This is a genomic window from Rhodovulum sp., from assembly GCF_011048875.1.
Taxonomy (GTDB): Bacteria; Pseudomonadota; Alphaproteobacteria; order Rhodobacterales; family Rhodobacteraceae; genus Rhodovulum; species Rhodovulum tesquicola.
Genome location: NZ_DSDD01000230.1, coordinates 1 through 5,609, shown reverse-complemented (window position 1 = coordinate 5,609; position 5,609 = coordinate 1). Strand labels below are relative to the sequence as shown.

Genomic DNA, 5,609 nt, shown 5'->3' with positions numbered 1-5,609 from the left:
TATTTAAGGTGCCGGGCAGCGGCTCCCTTCTAACCCGGGAGCCTGTGATCGTCGTAAGACAAGCCGGGCGATATCGTGATTTGCGACACCCTAAGCGTCCACAAGAACGCCAAGGCGCGCGCTGCCATCGAGGCGCGCGGCGCCGAGTTGCGCTTCCTGCCTGTTCCCCCGACCTCAATCCGATCGAAATGGTCTTCGCCAAGCTCAAGGCCCTCGTCAGAAGCGCCGCCCCGAGATGCGCTGACAGCCTCTGCAGCGCCATCGCTTCCGCCCTGACCACCTTCAACCCGAAGGAATATGCGCGCTATCTCCGGCACGCAAGATATGCGTCAACTTGATCGGAAACCACTCTAGACCACCGCTTGCCCGGTTCGAGTTCACTGTATCTGACGCCGGGAGTCGCGCGAGTTCCACGATTCGGAAGCCGCTGAACTCTGGGGAAGAGTCGGGCAAGCAGCGGCGCAAGTATCGGGCCAAGGACCACCTCCACGCCCGACCCGGCGAGATCCAGCGCCGCCCCTGTGCGCAGCATCGCAGGGCGGTTTACGGCTGGTAGTCCATCACGATGGCAATGCACAGCGTCTCCACCGGCAGAAGAACCCAGGTCCGCGCAGCCAGCGCGACAGGTAGTGGAACCGCCACCGGATCTGCCTCCAACACCATCGCCGCCGCCCCGGCTATCGGCGCGGCCATCGTCGTGTTGCTGGCCAGTTCCCCGACAAGGAGGATGGAGGCGGTCAGCCCCACCATCGCCCAGTCGAGTGACCCGACCTCGGTCCCGGTTCTGCGCCCGACATCCGTCGCGAACAGCGCGGTTGGCGGCGTGCCGATCAGCGGACCCATGCCGCTGATCGTGGCTGCATGGGCGACGCCAGAATCGACGCTTCAGAAAACCGGTCGCCCGGAGGCCGCGCCGCTGGAGCGTGGCGTTCACCGTACCGCCATCGAGCAGGATGTTCTGCCCGACGATGAACCCCGCATGCTGCGAGCAGACGAAGGCGCAGGCCGCGCCGAACTCGGCCGGGGTGCCGTAGCGCCGGGCGGGGATCGTGGCGGCACGCCGGGCGCGGGCCTCATCAAGCGTGATCGCCTCGGCCGCCGCCACGTCGCGATCCAGCGCATCGGCGCGGTCGGTGGCATGGATTCCGGGCAGCAGGTTGTTGATCGTCACGCCATGCGGCGCGACCTGACGCGCGGTGCCCGCGACATAGCCCGTCAGCCCCGCCCGCGCCGCGTTCGACAGCCCCAGCACCGGGATCGGCGCCTTGACCGACTGGCTGGTGATGTTCACCACCCGGCCCCATCCCCGCGACATCATGCCGGGCAACAGCGCCTTCATCAGCGCCAGGGGGGTCAGCATGTTTGCATCCAGCGCGGCGATGAAATCCGCCCGCTTCCAGTCGGTCCACATCCCCGGCGGCGCCCCCCCCCGGCACTGGTCACTAGGATGTCGACCTCGCCCGCCGCGGCCAGCACTTGCGCGTGGCCCTCCGCGACGGTGATGTCGGCTGCAACCGCGGTCAGCGTCACGCCATGGGCGGCGCGGATCGCCGCCGCGGCCTGCTCCAGCGCCTGCTCGCCGCGGGCGTTCAGCACCAGGTTGACCCCGGCTGCGGCCAGTGCCTCGGCGCAGCCCCGGCCAAGCCCCTTCGACGCGCCGCAGACCAGCGCCCGCCTGCCCGCAATCCCGAGATCCATGAACGCCCCTTTCCGCGTTTCCTGCGGCCAAACAGGCCCACCCGCACGACATCTCAGGACGTCAGCGCCCCAAGCAACGGGGTCCATTGCGCACGAATCGGCGCATGGACCTTCCGATTGCTGTCGAACACCGTCAGCCCCGCTTCGGCCAGGTCACAATAGGCGACCCGCTCGTGGATCGTTGCCACGGGCGCCTGCCCGATCTTCTCGGCAAAGGCGGCAAGGCGCTCGGCATCCCGCCCGCGCGGACGGACCCGGTTGGCCACCAGTTCCACTCCTGCCTTGCCCTTGCGGATGCGCTTGATCCCCGCGATCTCGCGCAGAAAGCGCCGCGTCGCATCGGCATCGAAGAACGAGGGCAGCACGGGGACCACCACCGCCCGCGCCTCGGCGACAAGGGCGGCGGCATCCTCTTCGTAGATCGAGCCGGGCGCGTCGACGATCACCCAATCCGCACCCTTGGTGCCGCTGCCCAGCGCCCCCGCCCCGGTCCAGTCGAGTGCTCTGATCGGCGCGGCCCCGGCAGGACGGCGCCGCAACCAGCGCCAGGCGGATTTCTGCGGATCGGCATCGGCCAGCGCCACCCGCCAGCCGCCATCGGCCAGCGCCGCGGCCAGCGTCACCGCGATCGTGGTCTTGCCGCAGCCGCCCTTGCGGTTGGCGATCAGAACCGTCTTCATGGCGTGCCCTCCACCCCGCGCGCGGCCTCCAGCATAACGCCTGCGCTCCGCACCGCAATCGCTGCGCCGGCGGTGCGCTTGACAGGCCCGCCCGCGCCGCCCGATCCTTTGGCGGCAAACCCACGGAGAACTCCGATGCCAAAGAACTTTCTCGTCGCCACCGACCTCAGCCCGCGCGCCGACCGCGCGGTGCAGCGGGCGTTCCGGCTGGCGGGCTGGGTCGGGGCCGATCTGGTGCTGGTCTCGGTGATCGACGCCGACCTACCCGCAGAGATCGCGGGCCAGATGAGCGCCGCGGCCGAGTTGCGGCTGGCCCGGTTCGCCGCCTCGATCCCCCATTCGGGCGAGGTCAGCCACGACACCAGGATCGTGCTGGGCGATCCGTCCGAAGCGATCCCGGCGCTGGCGGCGGAACTTGATGCGGCTCTGGTGATCCTCGGGCTGCACCGGCGGCGCGCCTTTCTGGATATCCTGCGCGAAACCACGATGGAGCGGATCGTGCGCCATTCGCCGCGCCCTGTGCTGCTGGTCCGCGATCCGGTCGATCATGCCTATGCCACCGTGCTGGCCGCGCTCGACTTCGCGCCCGCCTCGACCGCGGCGCTGGAACTCGCCGCCTGGCTTGCGCCCGAGGCCGATATCCATGGGCTGCATGCTCTGCATGTTTCCTATCGCGGCTTTCTTGCGCCCGAGCCTGTGCCCGGCACGCCCTCGCCCCTGCGTGCCGATGCCCTGACGCGGCTGGCCGCCTGGCGCGACAGCCACGTCCTGCCCGCCCATCTGCGCGAGGTCGAGATCGTCGAGGGACCTGCGCATCGGGTGCTGGCCGAGCGGATCGAGGCATTGCAACCCGATCTGATCGCGCTGGGCGCCCATGCCAGGGCGGGTGCCGCGCCCTCGGTCCTGGGCAGCATTGCGAATGACATGATGCGCGATCCGCCCTGCGACCTGCTGATCGCGCGCTAGGGACGATTGCGCCCCCGCGCCCCTGCCGCTATATCCGCGCCCATGCTGGACGCCCCCAAGAACCGCCCCCAATTGCCCCCGGAAATCGTCCGGCGGCGTACCTTTGCCATCATCAGCCACCCCGATGCGGGCAAGACCACGCTGACCGAGAAGTTCCTGCTTTACGGCGGCGCGATCCAGATGGCCGGACAAGTGCGCGCCAAGGGCGAGGCCCGGCGCACGCGGTCGGACTTCATGCAGATGGAAAAGGACCGGGGCATCTCGGTCTCGGCCTCGGCGATGTCCTTCGACTACGGGCCTTACCGCTTCAACCTGGTCGACACGCCGGGCCACAGCGATTTCTCGGAAGACACCTACCGCACGCTGACTGCCGTCGATGCGGCCGTGATGGTGATCGACGGCGCGAAGGGCGTGGAAAGCCAGACCCGGAAGCTGTTCGAGGTCTGCCGGTTGCGCGACCTGCCTATCCTGACCTTCTGCAACAAGATGGACCGCGAGGCGCGCGACACGTTCGAGATCATCGACGAGATCCAGGAAATGCTGGCAATCCATGTCACGCCGGCAAGCTGGCCGATCGGAATGGGACGCGATTTCCTGGGCTGCTACGACATGATCAACGAGCGGCTGGAACTGATGGACCGGGCGGACCGCAACCGCGTGGCGGAATCCATCCGGATCGAGGGGCTGGACGACCCGAAACTGGCCGAGCATGTCCCGGACGACCTGCGCGATAAGCTGATCGAGGAGGTGGCGATGGCACGCGAGCTTCTGCCCCCCCTCGATCCGCAACAGGTTCTCGAAGGGCACATGACACCGATCTGGTTCGGCTCGGCGATCAATTCCTTCGGCGTCAAGGAATTGATGGAAGGCATCGGCGCCTATGCGCCCGAACCCCAGGTCCAGCCCGCCGAACCTCGCCAGATCGCCCCCGAGGAATCCCGCGTCGCGGGTTTCGTGTTCAAGGTGCAGGCCAACATGGACCCCAAGCACCGTGACCGGGTGGCCTTCGTGCGGCTGGCCTCTGGGCACTTCCAGCGCGGGATGAAGCTGACCCATGTGCGTTCGGGCAAGCCGATCACGGTCTCAAGCCCGGTGCTGTTCCTGGCCGCTGACCGGGAACTGGCGGAAGAGGCCTGGGCGGGCGACATCATCGGCATCCCGAACCACGGGCAATTGCGCATTGGCGACACGCTGACCGAAGGCGAGGCGCTGCGCGTGACGGGCATTCCCAGCTTCGCGCCGGAACTGCTCAAGGCCTGCCGGGCGGGCGACCCGATGAAGGCCAAACATCTGGACAAGGCGCTGATGCAGTTTGCCGAAGAGGGCGCCGCGAAGGTGTTCAAGCCGATGATGGGCTCCGGCTTCATCGTGGGCGTCGTGGGCGCGCTGCAATTCGAAGTTCTGGCCAGCCGGATCGAGCTGGAATACGGTCTGCCCGTGCGGTTCGAGCCATCGCAATTTACCTCGGCGCGATGGGTCCATGGCGACAAGGCCGCGGTCGAGGCGTTCACCCAAAAGAACAAGCAGCATATGGCCACAGACAATGATGGTGACGTGGTCTACATGACGCGGCTGCAATGGGACATCGACCGGGTTGCCCGCGACCACCCGGAATTGAGCCTGAGCGCGACCAAGGAAATGCAGGTCTGAACCCGGCTGACAGGGGACCGCTTGCGCGGCGCCCCGCTTGCCTCAGCGGGTCAGCAGCGCGGCAATGACGCGCGGGTTCATAACGCTGTCGGCGCAGCCCGACGTATCGGCCAGCATGTGACAGGCCCTTAGCATTGCACGCAATGTCGAGCGCGTGGCAACGCCGTCGAGCGGACCGGCATAGAGCCCCTCGTCGCGCATGCGCTTCTGCAGCAGGTAAATCGCGAAATTCGGGTTGGCGGCGTTGAGCTGCCCGGCAAACCATGCGGAACGCAACGGCCCCGCCATGTCCAGCGCCTGGGCCAGCGGCGCGAAATCCTGCGGCGTGCGCGCCTCGGCCACCCGCAGGCTCAAGCCCAGCTGGGCCGCCTCGGTGGGGGTCAACAGCTCGCCGTAACGGTCCAGCGCTTCACGGGCCCCGGCCCGGTCGCGGCGCACGTTCATCCCGTTGCCGTCGCGCTTCAGCGCGACCAGCGCCTTCAGCGCCTCGGCATTGCCCCGCTCGACTGCCTCTTCGAGAATCGCGAGCGCCGCGGGACCGTTCGCCCGCATGCTGATGCCCCACATCTGCCGCTCGGCCTCGAGAACGTCGACACGGTCCTGACCGAGAGCCCG

4 protein-coding genes and 1 pseudogene are annotated in these 5,609 nt (G+C 68.0%); 2 read left to right on the top strand and 3 right to left on the bottom strand.

Annotated elements, in window-relative coordinates; translation table 11 throughout:
• Positions 1–919 precede the first annotated feature (919 nt).
• Both ENN83_RS08100 and ENN83_RS08095 read right to left on the bottom strand, forming a co-directional pair.
• Positions 920–1,698 (bottom strand): annotated as a pseudogene (locus ENN83_RS08100) (SDR family oxidoreductase); the annotation flags it as partial.
• A gap of 53 nt (positions 1,699–1,751) precedes the next feature.
• Positions 1,752–2,378, bottom strand: a complete 627-nt coding sequence (locus tag ENN83_RS08095) for a ParA family protein (RefSeq protein WP_287185835.1) — start codon at positions 2,376–2,378, stop codon at positions 1,752–1,754.
• A 135-nt stretch (positions 2,379–2,513) separates the two neighbouring features.
• Between ENN83_RS08095 and ENN83_RS08090 the strand changes: the two genes are divergently transcribed.
• On the top strand, positions 2,514–3,344 hold the full coding sequence (locus ENN83_RS08090) for a universal stress protein (protein ID WP_287185833.1): 831 nt from the start codon (positions 2,514–2,516) through the stop codon (positions 3,342–3,344).
• Positions 3,345–3,386: 42 nt separating this feature from the next.
• Complete coding sequence (locus ENN83_RS08085) at positions 3,387–4,994, top strand: peptide chain release factor 3 (RefSeq protein ID WP_287185831.1); 1,608 nt, start codon at positions 3,387–3,389, stop codon at positions 4,992–4,994.
• A 42-nt stretch (positions 4,995–5,036) separates the two neighbouring features.
• Here the strand turns inward: ENN83_RS08085 and ENN83_RS08080 are convergent.
• The coding region (locus ENN83_RS08080) for a hypothetical protein (RefSeq protein ID WP_287185830.1) at positions 5,037–5,609 on the bottom strand (573 nt) is incomplete at its 5' end.